Raw genomic sequence first — 19,537 nt, 5'->3', positions numbered from 1 at the left:
GCACAGCCGCGGACTGCGATGCGGAGCCAGCAACGTCGCCGTTGTAGTTCCCCCAAGAAGTTTCAGGTGTCGTTGCTGTTGCAGTCCCCCAGCATCGCCTCTTGCAGTTGTCCCGCATCCGCCGTTCCGCCCGCATCCGTAGTTCTCTGTGCCTCCGTGTCTCCGTGGCAAAAACTCAGCGCACCAATCCAGAAAGGCACTGTCAGGGACGGCACCACCAACGCCAAGGGGAGTACCTGCTGGCAATGCCGGGCCCCACGCCGCACCTTCCCCGCGTGAAATCACGCTGGCTACACCTTCTGCTTGCCATCTGCCTGCCGGCATCGCTGGCCGCTCAGCTGCCGTCCGTCACGATGCCGCCGGTGCGCCCGCCGTTTCCCATCGGCGAGGCGCTGGAGTATCGCGTGCACGTCGCCATTGGCGGCAACGTCGGTCAGGGGCAGATGCGCGTCGAGGGGCCCGTGGTGGAGCAGGGGGTCAGCACCTGGAAGCTCGTGTTCGAGCTGGAAGCTGGGCGTGGGCCCGTGCGCGCGGTCGATCGCACGGCCTCCTGGCTCGACCCACTGCGCTTTGCCAGCCTCCGCTACGAGAAGACCGAGCGCCACCCGCTCTCGCGCAGTGAGGAACGCGTCGTGATGGACCTCGGGGCCGGCACCTGGCGCGACGGCGAGGACGCGCCCAAGCCGCTCGGCTCCCCCCTGCCGCTGGATGAGCTGTCCTTCATCTACTTCCTGCGGACGCTGCCGCTGGAGAAGGACACGACCTTCTCCTTCGAGCGCCACTTCGACGCCTCCCGCAATCCCACGGTGGTGCACATCCGCGGCGAGGAGGTCGTGGAGACCTCGGTCGGGATCTTCCGCACCCGCATCGTCGAGATGGAGGTGAAGGACCCCAAGCGGTATCGCGGGACCGGCACGGTGCGCATCAATATCGCGGTATCGGACTGCCACGTTCCGGTCCGGATCCGCTCGTCGATGCCCCTGCTGGGCGCCACGACTCTGACGCTGACAGGGTGGGTGTCTCCGCCCCGCTACCCTGGGGCGCTGCCCTGCGAGGGATGGCGCCCTAGGGCAGTGAGTGGGGAAAACCCCTACCGAGTAGTCCGCTCCAGCCCGCACCCAAGTTCCGGTGCAACCCTACTGTCAGGGGACGCCCCACACGAGATACTCCATGCACGAGTGACGGACACGTCCGCACTCGCCTCGTTCCCCCTGCTGGAGTCCACGATGACACGCACTCGGATCACCGGAACCCTGCTCGCAGTCGCCGCCTTGGCGGTGCTGACGGCGTGGCGTCCCTCGCTTGATCCGCTCAGCCTGAAGGACGGCAGTCGCCTCTGGTTTGACGGCACTTCCACCGTCCGCGACTGGAGCTGCAAGGCGCCCCGCATCGACGCCATGATCGATGCCGAAGCCGGCGCGCCGGCCGCGGTGCTGGCCGGCCAGAAGGCGGTCAAGACGGTGACCCTGACCTTCCCGGTCGCGCAGCTCGACTGCGAGAACCGCACGATGAATGGCCACATGATGAAGGCGCTCAACAGCGACAAGCACCAGGAGATCCGTTTCACGCTGAGCGGCTACGAACTCGCGAAGGCGACCGCGGTGACGGGCTCGCTGCAGGGCACGCTGCTGCTGAACGGCCAGACCCGGCCGATCACGGTGCCGGTGACCTTTGCGGCCGCGGAAGGCGCCCTGCGTGTGACGGGCAGCTATCCGCTCAAGATGACCGATTGGGGCGTCGAGCCCCCGAGGCTGATGATGGGCGCCCTGAAGGTGGGCGAGACAGTGACGGTGCAGTTCGATCTGTTGCTCAACAACTGACCGGCGCGGCCGGTCTCATTCCCCGAGGGTACCACAATGAGAGCGCTTCACTCCACCCTGTTCGCCGCCGTCGCCCTGGCGCTTGCCGTACCGCTCCAGGCCCAGCAGACGCCGGACAACGACGACGCGAAGTTCCAGCCGCCGACGGTCGTGCAGTACCTGCGGCCCTACGACAAGCGCGGCATCAACATCTTCGAGACCCCCAAGGTCGAGAACATCCCCTACACGGGCTTTGCGCTGCAGTGGGGCGCGGCCTTCACGCAGCAGTTCCAGTCGCTAGACCATGAGACCGACGGCTCGACCGCGCTCAAGGAGATCGGCGCCGGCTTCAACAACGCCGCGGCCAACCTGTACATGAACGCGCAGGTCGCCCCCGGGATCCGCGTGCAGCTCACGACCTACCTGTCGTCGCGGCACCACCCGGAGCCATACGTGAAGGACGGCTTCCTGCAGATCGACGCGTCGCCGCTTGACGTGCCCTTCTTCCACAAGCTGATGGAAGTCACGACGCTGAAGGTCGGCCACTTCCAGGTGAACTACGGCGACTTCCAGTTCCGTCGCACGGACAACGGCAACGCGATGTACAACCCATTGGTCGGCAACGCCCTGATGGACGCCTTCACGACGGAAGTCGGCGTCGAGGCCATCGTCCAGAAGAACGGCATCTTCGGCGTGCTGGCCGCGACGGGTGGCGAGATCAAGGGCCGCGTGGACGCGCCCGATGACCGCAAGCCGGCGTACATGGCGAAGCTTGGCTTCGACCGCCAGCTCAACGACGACCTGCGCGTCCGCCTCAGCGGTTCCTTCCGCATGACCGAGTCCTCGATCAGCAACTCGATCTACTCGGGGGACCGCGCCGGATCGCGCTACTACTTCGTGACGGAGGCCACCACGGCCACCGAGTCGGCGAACTTCACCTCGGGCCGCATCAACCCAGGGTTCACCGACAAGCAGAGCGCCTTCATGATCAATCCGTTCATCAAGTTCCGTGGCGCCGAGTTCTTCGGGATGTATGAGTCGGCGAAGGGTCGCAGCGCCGCCGAGACCTCCGAGCGCGAGGTGACCCAGATGATGGCCGAGGGCGTGTACCGCATGGGCCGCAGCGAGAACTTCTACCTCGCCGCCCGCTGGAACAACGTGTCGGGTGATGTCGGCACGGCAGCGCCGGACGCGGACGTGACCCGCATGAACTTCGGTGGCGGCTGGTATGTGACCCCGAGCCTGCTCATGAAGGCCGAGTACGTGACGCAGGAGTACAAGGGCTTCAACGGTGCCGCCGACACCCGCAACGGTGGCAAGTTCAACGGCTTCATGATCGAGGCGGTGCTGGCGTTCTAAGGCAGGACGGAGGACTGAGGTTGTAGGACGAAGGCAAGCAGAGACGGCGGGTGGGGGCTTCGGCTCTCACCCGCCGTCGTCTTTGCAACTGCCTCGCCCCGCGTCCCGCGCCCCGCGTCCTCCGTCCTGCTAACTTCCCCAGATGCGCCCTCTGCTCGCCCTCCTCAGCCTCGCCGTCGCCGCCTGTGCCGGTTCGATGGCCTCGTCCGCCTCGTCGGCCGGCTCGTCGGCCTCCGGGACCGCCGCGGCGGTTCGCCTCCCGACCCTCGATTCCGCACGCCTGCTCGGCGATCTCTTCCGGCTCGCACACGACTCGATGGGCGGCCGCGCCGCAATGACGCCGCAGAACGCAAAGGCCCGCGCCTTCCTGGTCGGCGAGCTGCGCCGCATCGGCCTGGAGCCGGTGAATGGGAGCTACGAGCACGCGTTCGTGATGCCGCGCCGCAACAACACCGATTCCGTGCGGGGCGTGAACGTGCTTGGCTTGGTGCCTGGCACCGTCGATCCCGAGCGCGTCATCGTGGTCTCGGCGCATTACGACCACGTCGGGACGCGCAACGGCGAGATCTACAACGGGGCGGACGACAACGCGTCGGGGACGGCGGCCGTGCTGCAGATCGCTGCGGCGCTCAAGGCTGCGCCACCGCGGCACAGCGTCATCATCGCCTTGTTCGACGCCGAGGAGATGGGGCTGGTCGGGGCGCGCGCCTTTGTGGCCAAGCCTCCCGTCGAGCTGTCGCGCATCGCGGCCAACGTGAATCTCGATATGGTCTCACGCAACGACCGCAACGAGCTCTGGGCGGCGGGCGCCTCGCCCTACCCGCAGATGCGTCCGCTGCTCGAGGCGGTCGCGCGCGTGGCGCCGGTGCAGCTCAAGCTCGGACACGACAGCGGAGGTGGCCGCGAGGACTGGACGAACCAGTCCGACCAGGGTGCCTTCAACGCGGCCAAGATCCCGTTTGTGTACTTCGGCGTCGAGGACCACCCGGACTATCACAAGCCCAGCGATGATCCCGAGAAGGTGGACGGCGGGTTCTATCTGCGCTCGGCGCGCACCATCGCGGCGTTCGTGCGCCATCTCGACGAGAACCTGCCGGCGCGCTGAGCGCGGCAGGGAGATGTGAGCGCGGCAAGCGGGGCGCCGCTGGGTGAGCGCGGCGCAACCGTGGGTGCACGACTACTTCCCGGCGCGCGCGGCCTCCACGGCCGCGCGCGCCGCTTCCGTTCGGGCCTCGCCAACGCCGCCGATCTCCACCACGCGCGCCCCCAGCTCCGTGAGCGCGTCGCGGAACGCGTCGAACATCGCCTCGCGGCCTGTCGGCCGGTCGCGCACACCATCCGGCGTCCAGGGCAGATCGGGGCGACAGAGCAGGTAGAGATCGGCGCGCCGCGCGCGTGCCTCGTCCACAATCCACGAGGCGACCTCGCCGTAGTAGTGCCGCGCATAGACGACGGTGCTCACGAGGTCCGTGTCATAGACGATCACGTCGGGCTCGCGCAGGCGCGCCTCGTCGTCCAATCGCATCCCGAGCTGTGCAATCGGCGCGACGGTTTCCGCCGAGAGTCCTTCCGGCCGCAGGGCCTCGGCGACAAGCCGCGACGCTTCAGGGACGCAGGGCGCAGCCAGTGCATCGGCCAGCGTGCGGGCGAGGGTGGTCTTGCCACTCGCCTCCGGCCCGGTCAGCACCACGCGCAGCGTCACGCCGGCGTCGTTGCGGCGCGATCCGGCGCCACGTTGTCGGCATTGCCGCGCTCGACGGCAAGTCTCGACGCCAAGCTGCGGCGCCAGGAGCGGTACCCAAGCACCGCCAGCACCAGGAACGCCACGTAGAGACCGGCCGTAAGTCGCAGGCCCTGTGACAGGTACATCCCGATGTAGACGACGTTGACCACCGTCCACACCAGCCAGTTTTCGAGCAGCTTTCGCGTCATCATCCACTGTGCGACGAGGCTCGTCGCCGTGGTGCCGGAGTCGAGCCACGGCGACGCCGAATCCGTGAACCGGAACAGCGTGGCGGCGATGAGTCCCGCAGCCGCGACGCCAATGGCCACGAGAAGCGCGGCGAGGCGTCGCGACGTGCGCGTCACCACGACGCCGGTGTGCTCGCGGCCGCCGAACTTCCAGGCCCACCAGCCGTACAGCGACAGCGTGAAGTAGAACAGCTGCAGCGAGGCATTGGCGTAGAGATGTTCGCGCCAGAGGATCACGCAGTACAGCGAGGTGTTGACCAGCGCCGTCGGCCAGCTCGCGATGTGCTCCCGCGTGCTGAGCCAGACGCTGAGCACGCCGAACAGCACGGCGACGACCTCGAGGGGATCCATCGCGGGAGGGTAACGATGGGCGGGGGCTTGATACAAGCGCTGAACCGCCGATATCCTCAGCCATCCCGTTTGCCGAGGCTCTGCAGATGCTTGTCCCCGCGCTGGCGCTGTCGTTCACGTTCGCCTTGGGTGAGATCCCCGCCGCGCTGCGCTGCGAGGTTGAGGACGGTCCGGGATCGTCGGCAGCGCACGCGGCGGTGGCCGACCCCGTGGCAGCGCGCGCCGCGATTGCCGACAGCACGCTGCGCGCGACCTACGAGTCCGGCGTCACCTGGGACAGCTTCCTGGCCGACGCCCGCGCCCGTCGGGCGCTCTGGCTCAGCAACTGGGAGCGCGCCCTGGTGCCCGCGGACGCCCTCGCCCAGGCCCGTGCGCTGCCCGGCCGCTGGCTGATCCTCGCCATCGCGCTCGATGCCTGCAGCGACTCGGTCAATACGATCCCGTACCTGGCCAAGCTGGCCGAGGAAGTCCCGGCGCTCGATATCCGCATCGTGCACCCGGATGCGGCGCGGGGCTTGATGGCGGCTCGCCGTACGCCCGATGGGCGTGCGGCCACGCCAACCGTGATCCTGCTGGACCTGGCGGGCAATGAGGTCGGCTGCTGGGTCGAGCGGCCGGCCGAGCTGCAACGGCGGGCCATCGAAGCCCGCGCCGGCGGCGGCACGTCCCAGTTCGCGTCGGAGAAGCAGGGCTGGTACGACCGCGATGCGGGGGCGTCCACGGTGCGTGAGGTGGTCGCGCTGCTGGCCGCGGCCGCTGGCGGCGCTCGGGGTTGTGACGCTGGCGGCCCCTCGTCGGGTCTGTAGGGCGAGCGTTGTTCCGGGGGGCCCCGCTCGGCTAGATTGTGGGGTCAGTCCGGAACCACCCAACCCGCAACAAGGACGATATGGCGAAGGAAGAAGCGATCGAACTCGAAGGGACCGTCAGTGAAGTGTTGCCGAGCGCGACCTTTCGGGTCCTGCTCTCCAATGGTCACGACGTGCTGGCCACGATGGCCGGCAAGATGCGGCGCTTCCGCATCCGCGTCCTGCAGGGCGATCGCGTCACGGTCGAGGTCTCGCCCTACGACCTGAGCCGCGGCCGCATCACGTTCCGCCACAAGAACTGAGCGGCGTCCGGGTAGCCGGGAGAAACGACGCGGGGCGCGAATCCATTGGATTCGCGCCCCGCGCTTCGTTTGTCCAGACCTTAGTGCGCCGCGGCGGCTGCCGCCGGCTTGTCCGGCTTGAGGTACGTCGCCTTGTGGATCGAGAACGCGGTCACGTTCGCCACGATGGCGAGCACGATGATCACCGCCGCGAATCCCCAGCCCAGCTTGTTCGGGTCGTACTGCTTCGAGTCGTTGGTCGTCATGGTCGGATCGGGTAGGTCAGAGGTACGCGGGGAATCCTAATCGGGGCCGGGGGGACCCGCCACCGAGCCGGGCTCGGCTCAGCGGTCGCGGAATCGATCCAGATCCCGCCGGTCCCGCTTGGTGGGCCGTCCCTTGGCCGGCTCCATCGCCGGCGCGGCTTTCGTGAGTTGCCAGTGCAGGCGCTCGCGGGCCTTCCGGGAATCGTCGGTCTCGCGGTAGAGGCGCTGTGCCTCGGGCGCCGGCCCGCGACGCTCGCTGGTGCCCAGCACCTCGACAACGTGCTCGTAGGGGCCGAGGCGCAGGCGCAGGGTATCACCGGGCCGAACGCTCTTGGCGGGCTTGGCACGCTCGCCGTTCACGTACACTTTGCCACCGTCCACCGCTTCGGCAGCGATGGAGCGCGTCTTGTAGAAGCGCGCCGCCCACAACCACTTGTCCAGGCGGACCGGATCGGTCCGCAGCGGAGTTCCCTCGGGATGCGTCGTCACCTCCTGAAGCTAATCGTGCCGATCCTCGCGACAGCCTGTGGCGGAGAGGCCCGCGAGGCGGCCGAACAGGCGCAGACGCGCGCGGCCATCGCGGACGCGGAGTCCACGGCCACGCGGGCCGCGGCGATGCCGGCGACGGGGCTCTGGACCGAGGCGCACTTGATGGACCGACTTGTGCGAACGGGCGTGCTGCCGCGCGTGCGCGAGGGCGCCCCGCCAAGTGCGCCTTGGATGGGGCAGCCGCCAATCGCGCTCAACGCGGGCGGTGGCGAGGTCTATGCCTGGATCTATGCGGACAGCACGGCTCGCAAGGCCGTGACCGACCAGCTGGATGCCCGCAGCGCCACGCCCTCCGGACGGACCTCGCCCTTTGCCATCCCGATGCTGATGGTGGTGAACAACAATCTCGTGGCGGTGATCACCGGTGGCTCGGTGGCGAACCAGGAACGCATCATGCTCGCGTTGCAGGCGGGACTGCCGGTGCGGCCGTGATCGCAGTTGCCGTGGCGTTGGTGACGGCCGTCGCGCAGCCACCGGCGCCGGCCGTTGACTCGCCGCCCATCGCGGTCTTGCTCGCCGCGCGCCAGGACACGCTGCCGAACGCGCTCCTGCTCGCGGCGCGCCACGACTCGCTGGTTGGTGGCCGGGCGGCCTACGACTCCCTCAGTTCCATCCGGATGCTCGGCACGCTGAGTATCGAGGCGGCCGGTATTGAAGCGCCGCTCGAGATCCTTCGGCGCCGACCCAATCACTACGTCTTCCGTACGGTGCTCGGCCAGGGCGCCGAGGTATCGCAGGGCTTCGACGGACAGACGGCCTGGGCGCTCAGGCCAGGTGGGCCGCGCCTTCTCGTCGGCGAGGAGCGCGACGCCCTGGTGCAGCAATCGGACTTCGCCGGGGACCTGCACGACTTCTCGCGCTTCGTCTCCGCGCGCACGGTCTCCGCGCGCGACTTCAATGGCCGCAGTGCCTGGGAGGTCGAGCTCGTCCGCGTGGAGGGTGACACACTCTACGAGTACTTTGACCGCGAGGCCGGGCTCAGCATCGGTACGCGCCGCCGCGTGCTCGGTCCACTCGGCCACGTGGAGGAGCGGACCCTGCTGGGTGATTACCGAGCGTTCGGGCCGTTGCTGATCGCGACATCGGTGGTGCAGCGGCTGGCGGAGGCGGACGTGGTGATGCGCATTGGATTCGTGGCCTTCGATCCGCTGCAGGATGCGGAATTGGCACCACCAGCGGCGGTGCGAGCGCTGGTGCCGCGCTAGTCGCGCCCTGTGGCGCGGCGCAGGCCGTGAGCGTCAATGGTGGAGGCGGTGCGCCAGTGCCGCGACGAATCGACTTCTGAGGACTCTGAGATGCCATCAACCGTTCCTGCGCCGATCCGGCGCGTCCTGCTCCTCGGCGCGCTCGCCGCGCAGCCGTGGTCAACTCTCGCTGCCCAGTCCTCCGGCGGCACGTTCTCGGTGCCGCTGTCCTTCCAGGTTGGAGTGCCCCAAGGCGAGTTTGCCGAGAACGTCGAGGTCTCCTGGGGCTTTGGCCTCGGCGGGATGTGGATGGTCAACGACTATCTCGGGCTGCGTGCCGGCTTCGACCTCGCGATCTACGGACACGACCGCCGCCGGATCTCGGTGCCGGCGGGCGCCGCCGGGACCATCGACCTCGACATCTCGACCACGAATGCGATTGCCGGCTTCAACCTCGGCGGGCAGCTGGGCGTGCCGGGGCCGGGCATCCGTCCGTACGTCGGAGGCCTGATCGGCATCTCGAACTTCTCCACCCGGACAACCGCGAGCGGGACGGACAGCGACGACGATCCGGTGGCGTCAACGACGAACTCCAGCGACAACGCGTTCTCGAAGATCGCGATCGGCGGTCTCTACATCCCGATGGGCAGCAGCGGGACGGTGTTGGACCTCGGGGTGCGCTACGCCTGGAACGGCGAGAGCGTCCGCTACCTGACGCGCGGCGACATCAGCGAGGACGCCGGTGGCAACGTGGTGCTGAATCCTCGCGAGACGCGCGCCGACCTGCTGACGATCGTGATCGGCGTGAGCTTCGGGCGGCGTCGGGCGCGCTAGTCGCGGTTCGCGCGTCGCGGTTCACGCGTCGCAGGTCTTGTCACTCTTCGTTGCGCCAGCGGCGCTCGCGCTTCACGGCCGAGCGCCGCTTCTTGCTGTCCAGCCGCTGCTGCTTGGCGCCACGGCTGGGCTTGGTGGCCTTGCGCGGCTTCGGCACGGCCAGCGCGCTGCGTAGCGACGACGCGAGCCGCTGGAGCGCAAGTGCGCGATTCTGCGACTGGCTGCGCGTGTCTGCCGCGACGACGCGGATGGATCCGCTCGCGTCGAGCTTGCTCGCGAGGCGGAGCTCGAGGCGTGCGCGCTGATCATCGGACAGCGCCACGGACTGTCGGACATTCCAGGTCACCTCGACCCGCGTGGACGAGGTGTTGACGTGCTGGCCGCCCGGCCCGCCCGCGCGAGTGGCGCGCACGGTGAGTTCCGCAGCGGGGATGCGCACAGCGGCGGTCACGAAGAGCCGGCCCTCATCGTCCCAGAGTTCAGGCGTTGCCATGCGATTGTTGCAGAACGCCAGAGCGCTCGTCAGCTTGAAGGTGTTGCGAAATGCAAGGCATGGAGCGCCGATTGGTAGATGACTCGTACGGTGGACAGCTACGCGCGCGCGGAATCCTCGAGCCGCGGCGCCTGCTGGTCTGGATATATGTAGGACGACTGGTCGTCGCGAGTGCCAACTTCGCGTGGGTGCTCCGCTTTGCGTTGTTCGCCGACCCGGTGAACTACGCCATCAACACGGCCCTCGCGGCGACCGTGTTCGTCACCTCGATGGGGCTGACGGCCCTGTCGTTCGTGCGGACGGAGGTCAGCCGCGCCCCTGCCGGCCCGGGATTCCTCTACGTGCAGTTCGTGCACGACCTCCTACTCATCACGGCGATCGTGCACCTCACGGGCGGTGCCGACTCGCAGTTCGCCGCGATGTACATCCTGGCCTATGCGGCGGCGGCGCTGCTGTTGCCGATCGGCAGTTCCCTGCTGCTGGCGATCTTCGGCTCGGTGCTCTACGTCGGCGACGCCTTCCTGCTCAGCGGCGGCGACCTCTCGCTTCCACTGCTGTTGCAGCTCGTTGTCTTCGTGCTTGTCGCCATCGGCACCGGCTACATCGCCGCGCGGCTGCAGGAAGCGGGCGTCGGTCGCGAGCGGCTGCAGGCCGAGTTGGCCTCCGTGCAGCTGCGTGCGGCCGACATCCTCGCCAACATCCGCGCGGGCATCCTCACCGTGGACGACTTGGGCCGGCTGCTCTACGCCAACCCCACGGCCAGCGAGATGCTGGGCTTCCCGCTCTACGGTCGGGGTGGCGAGCCCATCCTAGATCGCATTCGGGCGTCGGCGCCATCGGTGGCGGAGGCGATTTCCTCGCATATCGCGAACCGCCGGCCGAGCAATCGCATCGAGGGCACGCTGCAGCGCGATGGACGAAGCGTGCCGCTGGGCATCACCACAACGGCCGTGAGCGGCGACCTCCGGCAGGTCGGTGGCGCCACGACGGTGATTCTCCAGGACATTTCCGACGAGAAGCGCCTCGAGACCCTGCGCCTGCGCGCGCAGCGGCTGGAAGCGGTCGCGGAACTCTCGGCCTCGCTGGCCCACGAGATCAAGAATCCCCTCGCCAGCATCCGCAGCGCCGTCGAGCAGATGAGTGTGCGCCCGACGGCGACCGACGACGAACGCACGCTGGGTGCACTCATCGTGCGCGAGTCGGACCGGCTCTCGCGCCTGCTCTCGGAGTTCCTCGACTTTGCGCGCGTGCAGGCCTCGCGGCGTGAGCGACTCGACCTGCGCGATATCGTGCGCGACGCGGCCGCCCTGGCGGCCGCGCATCCCGACCGCGGACGCGATGTGTCGGTGCAGGTCGAGACGGCCGACGCCCCCGTCATCATTGAGGGCGATGCGGACCTGATCCACCGCGCCCTGTTCAACCTCGTGCTCAATGCCCTGCAGGCCTCGCCCGATACTGGAACGGTGCGCGTGCAGACACGGGTGCTGTCGCGCACGGAGTTGCCCTCGGGCCTGCCCTTCGTGGGCGACGCGGTGTCGGTGGAAGTCCTCGACGCCGGCAGTGGCATCCCGCCGGAGATCGTGGACCGGCTCTTCGAACCCTTCGCCACCACCAAGCCCGGTGGCAGTGGCCTGGGACTCGCCGTCGTGCACCGCGCCGTCGAGGCCCACTCCGGGGTCGTCCTGGTGGACAGCGATAGCTCGGGTACCCGTTTCTCCGTTCTTCTTCCCGCCGCCGACGCGGCAGGAGCCCGGCCGTGAGCAGTAGCGACCGTCGTCCCAGCATCCTCGTCGTCGATGACGAGTCCGGGATCCTGCAGACCCTGGAGATCCTGCTCCGCGCCGAAGGCTTCAGCGTGCACGTCGCGCAGGGCGGCAAGCCCGCGCTGGAGAAGCTGCCGGAGATCAAGCCCGACATCGTGCTGACCGACGTGCGGATGCCGCAGGTCGGCGGCGTCGAGGTGCTGAACGCCGCGCGCGAGCTGGATCCGGAGATGCCGGTCATCCTGATGACGGCCCAGGCCACCCTCCAGACGGCGATGCAGGCCGTGAACGCCGGCGCCTTCTACTACATCCAGAAGCCGTTCCGGAACGACGAGTTGCTCGCCATTCTGCGCCGCGCCGCCGAGCATCGCGAGCTGCGCGTCGAGAACCGCAGCCTCAAGCGCGAGATCCGCAAGCGCGACCGCCGCGGCGCCGGCGCGCCGGTGGGCAACCACCGCGTGTGGCTCGAGGTCCTGAGCCTGGCCGAGGCAGTGGCGCACACGGACTCGACGGTGCTGATCACCGGCGAGTCCGGCACCGGCAAGGAAGTCGTCGCGCGCTACATCCACGACCTCTCGCCGCGCGCGGACTCCACCTTCCAGAGCATCAACTGCGGTGCGCTGCCCGAAGGCCTGCTGGAGAGCGAGCTCTTCGGCCACGTGAAGGGCGCCTTCACCGGCGCCGTGCGCGATCGCGACGGCCTGTTTAAGTCGGCAGCGGGCGGAACGTTCTTCCTTGACGAGATCGGCGAGACCACGGCCGCCACGCAGGTCAAGCTGCTGCGCGTGCTGCAGCACCGCGAGGTGATTCCCGTCGGCGCCACCGAGGCGCAGGCGATCGACGTGCGCCTCGTGGCGGCCACCAATCGCGACCTCGAGGAGGAGATCAAGCGCGGCAACTTCCGCCGCGACCTGTTCTACCGCCTCAACGTCATCGCGCTGCACCTGCCGCCGCTGCGCGAGCGCGCCGAGGACATCCCGCTGCTGGCGGAATCGTTCCTGGCCCGCAGCGCCCAGCAGCGCGAAGAGTCGCCCAAGCGACTCGGCGACGACGCCCTCGAGGCGATGCTCGCCTACAGCTGGCCCGGCAACGTGCGTGAATTGGAGAACGCGCTCGAGCGCGCCGTCATCCTCTCCGGCAGCGGGACGATTGGGGTGGGCGCCCTGCCGGAGCGCATCACCGAGCGGCGCACCGAACCGTTGGTGAGCGATCGGGTGGCGGTGAATCCCACGCTCGACGTCATCGAGAAGGCGTACATCCTGTGGGTGCTGCAATCCGAGGCGGGCAACAAGACGCGGGCGGCCGAGGTGCTCGGCATCGATCCGTCCACGCTGCATCGCAAGCTCGCGCGCTACGGCGTCGACTCGTGAGCCAGCCAGTCTCGGAGTCGTCGCCGCCCCCTGGCGACGCAATCGCACACGCCGGCCCGATGGGAGGTACCGCCAGCGAGATGGCGATGGACCGACGCTACGCGATTGCCGTCGGCGTCGTGGTGTTGCTCGCGTCGCTTGCCAACGCAACACCGCACCTCATCGGCGTCTTCTTCGACGATGCCATCTATGCGCTCGTCGCGAAGGCCATCGCGACGGGGCAGGGGTTCGTCTACCCGCAGCTGCCGGGCACGCCGCCGGCCATCCACTATCCGCCGGCGTATCCGCTGCTGCTGGCGCTGGTCTGGAAGGTCGCGCCGCCGTTCCCCGAGAGCACGATGTGGCTGAAGTTGGTCAACCCGATCGTGCTCGCTCTGGCGGCTGCCGGCGCCTTCCGTCTCGCGGGACGCCTCCTCCCGTGGCCACGGATGGCGCTGGCGGCGCTTGTGCTGCTCGGCTTCGTGAGCGTGCCGATGCAGGTCCTGACCAGCGTTCTCCTCTCGGAGCCGCTGTTCATGGCGACGCTGTTCGCCGGCCTGCTCGCGGCGGGCGCGCTGATGGATGGTGCAGGGGGGACGCGTCCCGCGATGCTTGCCGGCGTGGCGACTGGCGTCGTCATCCTCACGCGCACCGTGGGCGGCGTGCTGCTGCCAGCGCTGCTGCTGGCGCTGGCCGTGGAGCGGCGATGGCGCGACGCATTCATCGTTGGCGCCACGACCGTCCTACTGGTGTTGCCCTGGCAGCTCTTCGTCTGGAAGCACGCGCCGGGATTCCCTGATGTGTTGCGCGGCTCGTACGGCCCCTACCTCGAGTGGGTCGTCGGTGGCTATCGCGAGGGCGGCGCATCGCTCGTGTTCGCGGTGCTCCAGAAAAACCTCTCGGGTGCCTGGACCTTCCTCGGCATCTTCTTCAGCCCGTTGGTCTCGGTGCTGCGCCCCATCGCCGCCGTGGCCGTGATCATCGGCACCGTCGTGGGCATTGGCGCCGGACTCGCCGCGCGGCGGCACCGCGTCCTCGCGCTGAGCGTCGCGGGCTACCTCGTCGTCGTCTTCTTCTGGCCATACCAGATCGAGCGCTTCCTCTGGGGCGCTTGGCCCCTGCTCGTGATGGTCTGCGGCTACGGGATCTGGTCGCTGGTCGAACTGCTGCGCGCGCAGCAGCGGCCCCGACTGGCATGGGCGACACTGGGCCTCGGCCTCTTTCTCGCCGTCGGGCACGCCACGTACAGCGCGCGCGGTCTCGCGCGCGGATGGGCGGGCAGCGCCTCGCGCGGGATGTCCGAGCGGATGCGCCCCGCGCTGGACCTGATGCTCAGCGACCCGCGCTTGCGCGGCAAGTTGATCGCGTCGGACATCGCCCCGATGCTGGCACTCTATTCCGGCGAGCAGGTGATCTCGCTCGACATCCTCCGCGTGACCGACCATCTCGCGGAGAAGACGATTCCCGAGCGGGCCGACGTGATCACCGTGCTGGATGCCGCGTTCGCGCCCGATGCTTATGTACTGCTGCCGGACTCCCCCATCCTGGTGGCTTTTCTGCGCGCCGAGCGTGACCCGGCGCGACATTTCCGAGAGTTCACCCCCGCGGGCGCCGGCGCCCGCGCCTTCCTTCTGGATCGCCGATGACCTCGCCTACCCAGCCCTCCGCGCGCCCCGCGTCGCGCACGCCGCTGCCGAGTCCCGAACTCGTGCTCTCGGTGCTGATTCCCGTCTACAACGAACTGCACACCATCGAGACCATCCTCGACGCGGTGCACGCGGTGCCCGTAAAAAAGCAGATCATCTGTGTGAACGACCGCTCGACGGACGGCACGACGGAGATCCTGCGCCGGCTGCACGAACGCGGCCGCATCGACGTGCTGCTCGAACACGAGGTGAACCGCGGCAAGGGCGCGGCGATCCGCACGGCGCTGGCCGCCAGCACGGGCAACGTCGTCATCGTGCAGGACGGCGACCTCGAGTACAACCCCGCCGAGTGGCCCGTCCTGCTCGGGCCGATCATCGATGGCCGCGCCGATGCGGTGTTTGGCTCGCGCTTCCTCGGCGGCCCGCACCGCGTGCTCTACTACTGGCACTCGGTGGGCAACTGGGTGCTCACGACCTTCAGCAACATGATGACGAACCTCAACCTCACGGACATGGAGACCTGCTACAAGGCCATCCGTGGGGATCTCGCGCGCTCGCTGCGGTTGAGCGCCGACCGCTTTGGCTTCGAGCCCGAGGTGACGGCGCGCCTCGCGCAGGCCGGGGCACGCATCTACGAAGTCCCCATCTCGTACTCTGGTCGCACCTACGCCGAGGGCAAGAAGATCGGCTGGAAGGACGGCGTCGCCGCGTTCTGGCACATCACGAAGTCCAACTTCACGCGATGATCGATTGGTCGGGCCTGTGGTCGCGGCGCGCCCCCTGGGTCGCCGCGGCGTTGGTGGTGCTCGCCGCGCTGGTGGCCTCGGTCAGCAGCCTCGGCAACGGCTTCGCGCTGGACGACGTGCTGGTGATCGAGCGGCGCAACCTGTTGCACTCGCTCTCGAACATTCCTGCGCTGCTCACGACCGCGTACTGGCAGCTCCCTCCCGAAGACACGCTCTGGCGTCCGCTGGGACTGCTGTCCTTCGCCACGCAGTGGGTAGCGGGCGATGGTGCGCCGTTGCTGTTCCACGCGGTGAGCGTGCTGCTGTACGTCGCCGTCTGTCTCGTGGTGTTGGCGCTGGCCTGGCAACTGTTGCCCGCCGCCGGCGCGCTCGCGGCCGCTTTGGTGTTTGCCGTGCACCCCGTGCACGTCGAGTCGGTCGGCAACATCGTGGGGCAGCTCGAACTCTGGGTGGCCTTGGCGGTGGTGGGAGCGGCCGCCGTCTACACACGCGCCCGCCGCACGGATCGCCTGCACGCGCCGACGGTCCTCGCCGTGCTGGCCCTCGCGCTGCTCGGTCTCGGGATGAAGGAGCACGCGGTGCTGCTGGTCGGCGTGCTGCTCGCGCTTGAACTCACGGTGCTGCGCGACGCCCCTCCCGCCCGGGATGGGGGCATGCGGGCCCGCATCCTGTTCGTGGCCCTGGCCAGCATCACGCTGCTCTGGCTGCTGGTGCGCAGCGACATCGTCGGCGGGCTGGCCGGCGACCGCGCACACGTGGCACTCAAGGACCTTGGCCTCACACAGCGCGCCTGGCTGATGCTCGGCCTCGTGCCGGAGTTGGCGCGTCTGTTCGTCTGGCCCGCGCGGCTCTACGCCGACTACTCGCCGCAGTACACGGCGCTGCACACGGCTCCGGGGCTCGCACACTTGCCGGGTCTGTTGATCCTCGGCGCATTCATGGGCCTCCTCGGATGGAGTTGGCGACGCGATCACGCGCTGGCACTCGCCCTCGCGTGGATCGCCGTGACCTACTCCATCGTGGCCAACATCGTCGTGCCCACCGGCATCCTGCTGGCGGAGCGGACGTTGTTTCTCTCCACAGTCGGCATCGCGCTCGCGGCGGGCGCGCTGTGGCTGCGGCTCTGGGGATGGCTACAGGCGAGACCCGGATCAGTTCGAACGCTCGTCATCGCAAGTGCCGTTGCCGTGCTTGGCGTCGCGGCCGCGCACAGCGCGGAACGCCAACACGCCTGGAAGGACAACGACACGATGGTCGCCGCGCTGGTCACGGAGGCCCCGATGAACTTCCGCGGGCACTTCTGGCTGGGCGACGAACTGCTGCGGCGCGAGGAGTTCGTGGCCGGTGAGACCGCCATGCGGCGGGCGATGGCGCTATGGCCGGAGCACGATGGGCCGCCGCTCGGCTTGGCGCTGAGGCTGCAGGCTCGCGGCCTCTGCGAACCAGCGTTGCACTTCTATGGGATTGCGCGGCGGCTGGAACCGCGAAAGCCGACGCCGCACTTCGGCGCCTCGGGCTGCCTGATTGCGATGCAGCGGTTCCGAGAGGCGCGGGCCGTGGCGCTGCAGGGTCTCGAGACCGGCCGGTCGGCGGATGCATTTCGCTTTCTGATCTATGTGGCCGACTCGTCGCTGGCCGCCTCGGACTCCGCAGGACCCAACTGGTGGCTGGCAAGACGCAGGAGAACGGGCGCCCGTGTGCCCTAGGTCACAGGAGACGAAGTCCACGGATGCCGAGCGGTGTCTTGCAATAGTCCTGACGTTTCGCCAACCGAGGAAGTGACCGAATGCGCGCTCGTTCGTGTTAAGTCGTTGTCAGGCAGCGGGATGGGGTAGATGGCAAGCGTTGGCACGGTGCTTGCCTCCATTCATCGCCGGACTGCTGCTGCTACGTTGTTTCCACCCCCAATCCGGAGTTTCTGCAATGCTGAGCAACAAGAAGGGCTTCACGCTGATCGAGCTCCTCATCGTCGTCGTGATCATCGGCATCCTGGCCGCGATCGCGATCCCGAAGTTCGCGAACACGAAGGAGAAGGCCTACATCGCCTCGATGAAGGCTGACCTCCGTAACCTCGTGACCGCCGAGGAAGCGTACTTCTCCGACAACACCGCGTACGGCACCCTGGCCCAGCTGGGCACGGGCTACACCACGTCGGCTGGCGTGACCGTCACGGCCACCCCGGATGCCGGCCTTGGCTGGCAGGCGTCGGCTTCGCACACCTCGACCACGCAGACCTGCGCGATCAAGGTTGGCAGCCAGGTGGGTTCGGGCGAGAACGAGGGTGAGCCGGTCTGCGGCTGATCCATCGCTCCTAGCAGTACACAAGGCGGGTCGGACGCTCAGCGTCCGGCCCGCCTTGCCGTTTGGGGCTGAGGAACGCGGTATCGCGATGACATCCTGCTCGACCGGAGCGACCAGACTGTCGCCATGCGAACGCGAGCGGGCGTCTCCTTGGTCGAAGTGATCGTCGCACTGATGTTGCTGGGCATCGGGGTCAGCGGCACGATGGCCAGCATCACCGCGGCGGCGCGTCTCCGCGACGCGGCACGCGCTCGCGAGGCCATGTCGGCTGCCGCCGCCGATCGCCTGGACTGGTTCCGGGCCTACGCCTGCGCCGCGCTAGACACGGTGTCGGCGGACACGGCGGCCCGAGTGATCAGCGCCTGGTCGGTGACGGACTCCGCGACGATCCGCCAGTTGCGCATCGATGTCCGCGATGCGCGGCAGCGCGTGCCCGACTTCCGGGTGGAGGCGCGATTTCCGTGCGCTTGAGGCTTGGCCACTCACTCGTCGAGGCGCTCTGCGCGCTGGCGCTGTCGGGCGTCTTGGCGGCTGTGGCACTGGGAACGTTGCGGGTCGCGCGCGCGAGCGCTGCGGGCGCGGAGCGACTGGAGCGTGGGCTGCGCGCCGAGCGTGAAGCCGTCGCGGTGCTGGCGGCCGCCCTGCGCAGCGGTGGGCCTCCGACGCTGCGGGGCGACACGGCGGTTGAGCTCGATGTGCTGCTGGGCGTCTCGGTGGCCTGCGCGCACGAACCGATGGCGATCGTACTGCCACCCGCGCGGTTCGCCGATGGCGCCCTGACCGTGCTCTCGGCGGATCCCGCGGCGGACGATCTCGTCGGGCTGCGGCTCTCGGCCAGCGCCGACGCGTGGTGGTTCTCAGCCATCGACAGCGTCGCCTTGGCCCCACTGGGCACCTGCGGAGTGTCGACGGGCTTCCAGTCGGGACCAGAGCAGCGTCCGTTGCGTGTGGTGCTCCAGGACAGCGTGCCGGCGGACATCGCGTCGGGTGACGAGTTGCGGCTGCTGAGAAGGGCGCGCTTCGCGCTCTACCACGCGGGTTCGGGTGACTGGATGCTCGGATACCGCCGCTGCCATCCATACTTGGAGCTGTGCGGTGTGATCCAGCCCGTGGTCGGACCGCTGCGGACGCCAGCCGCGGGTGGCCTGCGCCTGCGCTGGCAGGAGGCGTCGTCCCGGTTTGAACTCTCGGCGCGCGGCGTGGGTGGGCTGGGCGCGAAGGCCTGGGTGCATTGATGGTGGCGGGTGCTGCCGCGGCGCGAGGCCCTGAAGGCCGGCGGGGTATTGCACTGCCCGTCGTGCTACTCGTGCTCGCGGCCCTTGGACTCTTGGCCGCCCTGACGATGGCTGACGCAATCCAGGCCACGCAGCTCTCCCGTTATGCGGAGGAGCAGGTGAGGGCGCGCGCAGCCGCGGTCACCGGAGTGGCCGCCCTTCTCGTGCCGGACGATCTCGCCTGGCTCTGCCTGCAGCCGCCGGCCGTGCCGGCTATCGTCACGCGCGACATCGGCCCGGCGGGTCGCGTCGAACTGCGCTGGTGGTCGCTGGGTGGCGGCCGCGTCCGTGCCGAGCTGGTTGGGGTCGGGGCGCGCGGGGTACGGGCCCGGCTTTTGGGTCGTCTTCGGGTGGATTCGCTGCCGCCCGACGACCTGGCCTTGGGGTGCCCGACCGCCACCAGGCTGAACCCGGACGGAGCGGATTGGCTGCTTCCCGCCCCCGTCGGCTAGCGCCCGGACGTTACCTCTGCGCGGGGCCGTTCGTGTACTGTCGCAGGAACACAGACCTCCTATTGTGTTGACCAAGGCCGGGCCCGCCAGCAACTTAGGCACCCGCCCTCACT

The 19,537-nt window shown here is 68.8% G+C and carries 22 protein-coding genes; 17 read left to right on the top strand and 5 right to left on the bottom strand.

The window, feature by feature from the left end; translation table 11 throughout:
- Positions 1 to 275: 275 nt before the first annotated feature.
- The 3 genes from KF709_04205 (at position 276) to KF709_04195 (ending at position 4,263) form a co-directional block, all read left to right on the top strand.
- Positions 276 to 1,820 (top strand): DUF3108 domain-containing protein, encoded by a 1,545-nt coding sequence (locus KF709_04205; protein MBX3173588.1) that lies wholly within the window; start codon positions 276 to 278, stop codon positions 1,818 to 1,820.
- A 36-nt stretch (positions 1,821 to 1,856) separates the two neighbouring features.
- Positions 1,857 to 3,158 (top strand): hypothetical protein, encoded by a 1,302-nt coding sequence (locus KF709_04200; protein ID MBX3173587.1) that lies wholly within the window; start codon positions 1,857 to 1,859, stop codon positions 3,156 to 3,158.
- Positions 3,159 to 3,300: 142 nt separating this feature from the next.
- Positions 3,301 to 4,263, top strand: a complete 963-nt coding sequence (locus tag KF709_04195) for a M28 family peptidase (GenBank protein MBX3173586.1) — start codon at positions 3,301 to 3,303, stop codon at positions 4,261 to 4,263.
- Positions 4,264 to 4,335: 72 nt separating this feature from the next.
- Here the strand turns inward: KF709_04195 and KF709_04190 are convergent, their stop codons facing one another.
- Together KF709_04190 and pnuC are read right to left on the bottom strand one after the other, a co-directional pair.
- Positions 4,336 to 4,860: an ATP-binding protein gene (locus KF709_04190; protein MBX3173585.1), complete on the bottom strand. Its 525-nt coding sequence runs from the start codon at positions 4,858 to 4,860 to the stop codon at positions 4,336 to 4,338.
- Entirely contained in the window at positions 4,857 to 5,480 is a 624-nt protein-coding gene (pnuC, locus tag KF709_04185) for a nicotinamide riboside transporter PnuC (GenBank protein ID MBX3173584.1), read from the bottom strand. The genes KF709_04190 and pnuC overlap by 4 nt, the downstream gene beginning before the upstream one ends.
- A gap of 86 nt (positions 5,481 to 5,566) precedes the next feature.
- On the opposite strand from pnuC, the gene KF709_04180 reads away from it, so the two are divergent.
- Both KF709_04180 and infA read left to right on the top strand, forming a co-directional pair.
- Complete coding sequence (locus KF709_04180) at positions 5,567 to 6,286, top strand: thioredoxin family protein (GenBank protein MBX3173583.1); 720 nt, start codon at positions 5,567 to 5,569, stop codon at positions 6,284 to 6,286.
- A gap of 80 nt (positions 6,287 to 6,366) precedes the next feature.
- On the top strand, positions 6,367 to 6,588 hold the full coding sequence (infA, locus tag KF709_04175; GenBank protein ID MBX3173582.1) for a translation initiation factor IF-1: 222 nt from the start codon (positions 6,367 to 6,369) through the stop codon (positions 6,586 to 6,588).
- Positions 6,589 to 6,668: 80 nt separating this feature from the next.
- Here the strand turns inward: infA and KF709_04170 are convergent, their stop codons facing one another.
- Both KF709_04170 and KF709_04165 read right to left on the bottom strand, forming a co-directional pair.
- Complete coding sequence (locus KF709_04170; protein ID MBX3173581.1) at positions 6,669 to 6,833, bottom strand: hypothetical protein; 165 nt, start codon at positions 6,831 to 6,833, stop codon at positions 6,669 to 6,671.
- A 78-nt stretch (positions 6,834 to 6,911) separates the two neighbouring features.
- The gene (locus KF709_04165) at positions 6,912 to 7,322 is read right to left on the bottom strand and encodes an RNA-binding S4 domain-containing protein (protein MBX3173580.1); all 411 of its coding nucleotides are present in this window, start codon (positions 7,320 to 7,322) and stop codon (positions 6,912 to 6,914) included.
- Here KF709_04165 and KF709_04160 point away from each other — a divergent pair.
- The 3 genes from KF709_04160 (at position 7,311) to KF709_04150 (ending at position 9,400) form a co-directional block, all read left to right on the top strand.
- Positions 7,311 to 7,814, top strand: coding sequence for a hypothetical protein (locus KF709_04160; protein ID MBX3173579.1), 504 nt, complete (start codon positions 7,311 to 7,313; stop codon positions 7,812 to 7,814). The two genes, KF709_04165 and KF709_04160, sit on opposite strands and share 12 nt — an antisense overlap.
- Positions 7,811 to 8,587 carry a hypothetical protein gene (locus KF709_04155; GenBank protein ID MBX3173578.1) on the top strand — a complete coding sequence of 259 codons (777 nt, stop codon included), beginning with the start codon at positions 7,811 to 7,813 and terminating at the stop codon, positions 8,585 to 8,587. The genes KF709_04160 and KF709_04155 overlap by 4 nt, the downstream gene beginning before the upstream one ends.
- A gap of 90 nt (positions 8,588 to 8,677) precedes the next feature.
- Positions 8,678 to 9,400: an outer membrane beta-barrel protein gene (locus KF709_04150; protein ID MBX3173577.1), complete on the top strand. Its 723-nt coding sequence runs from the start codon at positions 8,678 to 8,680 to the stop codon at positions 9,398 to 9,400.
- A gap of 40 nt (positions 9,401 to 9,440) precedes the next feature.
- On the opposite strand, the gene arfB is transcribed toward KF709_04150, so the two are convergent.
- Positions 9,441 to 9,893 (bottom strand): aminoacyl-tRNA hydrolase, encoded by a 453-nt coding sequence (gene arfB, locus KF709_04145; protein MBX3173576.1) that lies wholly within the window; start codon positions 9,891 to 9,893, stop codon positions 9,441 to 9,443.
- A gap of 59 nt (positions 9,894 to 9,952) precedes the next feature.
- On the opposite strand from arfB, the gene KF709_04140 reads away from it, so the two are divergent.
- The 9 genes from KF709_04140 (at position 9,953) to KF709_04100 (ending at position 19,424) form a co-directional block, all read left to right on the top strand.
- Positions 9,953 to 11,653, top strand: a complete 1,701-nt coding sequence (locus tag KF709_04140) for a PAS domain-containing protein (GenBank protein MBX3173575.1) — start codon at positions 9,953 to 9,955, stop codon at positions 11,651 to 11,653.
- Complete coding sequence (locus KF709_04135; protein ID MBX3173574.1) at positions 11,650 to 13,026, top strand: sigma-54-dependent Fis family transcriptional regulator; 1,377 nt, start codon at positions 11,650 to 11,652, stop codon at positions 13,024 to 13,026. Before KF709_04140 ends, KF709_04135 begins: the two co-directional genes overlap by 4 nt.
- Positions 13,023 to 14,651 (top strand): hypothetical protein, encoded by a 1,629-nt coding sequence (locus KF709_04130; GenBank protein MBX3173573.1) that lies wholly within the window; start codon positions 13,023 to 13,025, stop codon positions 14,649 to 14,651. The genes KF709_04135 and KF709_04130 overlap by 4 nt, the downstream gene beginning before the upstream one ends.
- Positions 14,648 to 15,397 (top strand): glycosyltransferase family 2 protein, encoded by a 750-nt coding sequence (locus KF709_04125; protein ID MBX3173572.1) that lies wholly within the window; start codon positions 14,648 to 14,650, stop codon positions 15,395 to 15,397. Before KF709_04130 ends, KF709_04125 begins: the two co-directional genes overlap by 4 nt.
- Entirely contained in the window at positions 15,394 to 17,103 is a 1,710-nt protein-coding gene (locus KF709_04120) for a hypothetical protein (protein ID MBX3173571.1), read from the top strand. Before KF709_04125 ends, KF709_04120 begins: the two co-directional genes overlap by 4 nt.
- A 220-nt stretch (positions 17,104 to 17,323) precedes the next feature.
- Positions 17,324 to 17,698: a prepilin-type N-terminal cleavage/methylation domain-containing protein gene (locus KF709_04115; GenBank protein MBX3173570.1), complete on the top strand. Its 375-nt coding sequence runs from the start codon at positions 17,324 to 17,326 to the stop codon at positions 17,696 to 17,698.
- A 126-nt stretch (positions 17,699 to 17,824) separates the two neighbouring features.
- Entirely contained in the window at positions 17,825 to 18,169 is a 345-nt protein-coding gene (locus tag KF709_04110; GenBank protein ID MBX3173569.1) for a prepilin-type N-terminal cleavage/methylation domain-containing protein, read from the top strand.
- Positions 18,160 to 18,933, top strand: a complete 774-nt coding sequence (locus tag KF709_04105) for a hypothetical protein (GenBank protein ID MBX3173568.1) — start codon at positions 18,160 to 18,162, stop codon at positions 18,931 to 18,933. Before KF709_04110 ends, KF709_04105 begins: the two co-directional genes overlap by 10 nt.
- A 107-nt stretch (positions 18,934 to 19,040) precedes the next feature.
- Positions 19,041 to 19,424, top strand: coding sequence for a hypothetical protein (locus KF709_04100; protein ID MBX3173567.1), 384 nt, complete (start codon positions 19,041 to 19,043; stop codon positions 19,422 to 19,424).
- Positions 19,425 to 19,537: the final 113 nt, after the last annotated feature.

The organism is Gemmatimonadaceae bacterium, assembly GCA_019637445.1.
In the GTDB taxonomy this organism is placed as follows: domain Bacteria; phylum Gemmatimonadota; class Gemmatimonadetes; order Gemmatimonadales; family Gemmatimonadaceae; genus Pseudogemmatithrix.
Note: the sequence above shows the minus strand (reverse complement) of the source record. Positions and strands in the feature narration are given on the sequence as shown.

Bases quoted from the DNA above. Each gene is read 5' to 3' on its own strand.
- KF709_04200 (MBX3173587.1), top strand. From the start codon at position 1,857: ATGAGAGCGCTTCACTCCACCCTGTTCGCCGCCGTCGCCCTGGCGCTT.
- KF709_04195 (MBX3173586.1), top strand. From the start codon at position 3,301: ATGCGCCCTCTGCTCGCCCTCCTCAGCCTCGCCGTCGCCGCCTGTGCC.
- pnuC (MBX3173584.1), bottom strand. From the start codon at position 5,480: ATGGATCCCCTCGAGGTCGTCGCCGTGCTGTTCGGCGTGCTCAGCGTC.
- KF709_04180 (MBX3173583.1), top strand. From the start codon at position 5,567: ATGCTTGTCCCCGCGCTGGCGCTGTCGTTCACGTTCGCCTTGGGTGAG.
- infA (MBX3173582.1), top strand. From the start codon at position 6,367: ATGGCGAAGGAAGAAGCGATCGAACTCGAAGGGACCGTCAGTGAAGTG.
- KF709_04170 (MBX3173581.1), bottom strand. From the start codon at position 6,833: ATGACGACCAACGACTCGAAGCAGTACGACCCGAACAAGCTGGGCTGG.
- KF709_04160 (MBX3173579.1), top strand. From the start codon at position 7,311: ATGCGTCGTCACCTCCTGAAGCTAATCGTGCCGATCCTCGCGACAGCC.
- KF709_04150 (MBX3173577.1), top strand. From the start codon at position 8,678: ATGCCATCAACCGTTCCTGCGCCGATCCGGCGCGTCCTGCTCCTCGGC.
- arfB (MBX3173576.1), bottom strand. From the start codon at position 9,893: ATGGCAACGCCTGAACTCTGGGACGATGAGGGCCGGCTCTTCGTGACC.
- KF709_04140 (MBX3173575.1), top strand. From the start codon at position 9,953: ATGGAGCGCCGATTGGTAGATGACTCGTACGGTGGACAGCTACGCGCG.
- KF709_04125 (MBX3173572.1), top strand. From the start codon at position 14,648: ATGACCTCGCCTACCCAGCCCTCCGCGCGCCCCGCGTCGCGCACGCCG.
- KF709_04120 (MBX3173571.1), top strand. From the start codon at position 15,394: ATGATCGATTGGTCGGGCCTGTGGTCGCGGCGCGCCCCCTGGGTCGCC.
- KF709_04110 (MBX3173569.1), top strand. From the start codon at position 17,825: ATGCGAACGCGAGCGGGCGTCTCCTTGGTCGAAGTGATCGTCGCACTG.
- KF709_04100 (MBX3173567.1), top strand. From the start codon at position 19,041: ATGGCTGACGCAATCCAGGCCACGCAGCTCTCCCGTTATGCGGAGGAG.